This is a genomic window from Microcystis sp. M53602_WE12, from assembly GCF_030065455.1.
Classification (GTDB): Bacteria; Cyanobacteriota; Cyanobacteriia; order Cyanobacteriales; family Microcystaceae; genus Microcystis; species Microcystis aeruginosa.
The window spans coordinates 1-1,061 of the sequence record NZ_JASJFB010000614.1 but is presented as its reverse complement, the minus strand read 5'-3'; the positions used below and the strand labels follow the sequence as shown (position 1 = coordinate 1,061).

Below are 1,061 nucleotides of genomic sequence, written 5' to 3'. Positions count from 1 at the left end.
CTGTTAAGGCAGGTGCGGAACCCCGCAAGGGAAAGAAGCAGAAACCTAAATCGTGAGGTTTGGGAATCGCCGTCCGTTTTACGGCGGCGAGGATGTCAAAATTATTACCCTCCAATCCTAAATATTCTTCCTTGACCACCCGTTTCGCTAACATGGGATTACCGATCGCCCGTTGTTGCCAATCGGCCAGTTTACCCGGTGTCACCTGCAATCCCAAATCGTTTGCTTCCCCTTCCATAATTTCGCGGATCGCCCTTTCTGGTAAAGCTTCCAATTCGATGCGGGGAAGCTTCAAAAAAATATCTCGGGCCGGGGGGTAAGTAGCCAATAATAATATCGGCTGTCCCTGTAAATGCAGTTTTTCCAGCCAACAACGCAGGGAAACGGGAAACCTGTGGGCATTGTCCATGACCAGAAAAGCGACGTTATTTTCTAACCATTCGGCGATGGTTTCCTGTAACTGTTGTGCCGTCATCGGTTTGCCCTCTAGCGTCTCCGTATCTACCCCCAAATCCCCGGCGATTTCCAGAAGCATCTGTTTGACCGTGCCGATAGCAGGGGCGGACACCGGAAACCCCCGCCCCCACAAGTCCTCAATTACCCGCTCCGCTAAAAAGGTCTTTCCCGCACCAGCTTCCCCCACCACCAACAAACTGGCATTGGCTAGTAGGGCGGCCACCACCCGCTCTTTTTCTGCTCGCCTATAGCAGGGGATTGAAAGGGAATCATCAACGGAACGGATCGACAAAGACTGACGCTCACCGTCCGCTCCAACCCCGTAGGTATAGACCCGCTCCTCCCCGTTAGCCAATCTCCTTCTGTGTCGCTCGATCATCGTTCCGATTCCCAGTTCCATTTCTACTATAGGGTCTGCTGAAAAAGTCATTGAAAAGTACAGGTCTCTTAATCAATGATTTCACTTATACTTTAGACGTTCATAATCTGAGATTTATTAAACTTCTGAAATCGTAGAGTCAGCAAGGAATCCAGTTCTTTTTTATGTTTCAAATGGGCATCATTCAAACATTCATAAATGGCTGAAGAAAAGTCAGAAAAGTTTT

Annotated in this window: 1 protein-coding gene and 1 pseudogene; both read right to left on the bottom strand. The window is 48.8% G+C overall.

All coding sequences use genetic code 11. The features are described 5' to 3' along the window. Positions 1-886: ATP-binding protein (locus PX482_RS19340; RefSeq protein ID WP_288122872.1), on the bottom strand; the 886-nt coding region annotated here is incomplete at its 3' end. Positions 887-927: 41 nt separating this feature from the next. Then, positions 928-1,061 (bottom strand): annotated as a pseudogene (locus PX482_RS19335) (IS630 family transposase); the annotation flags it as partial.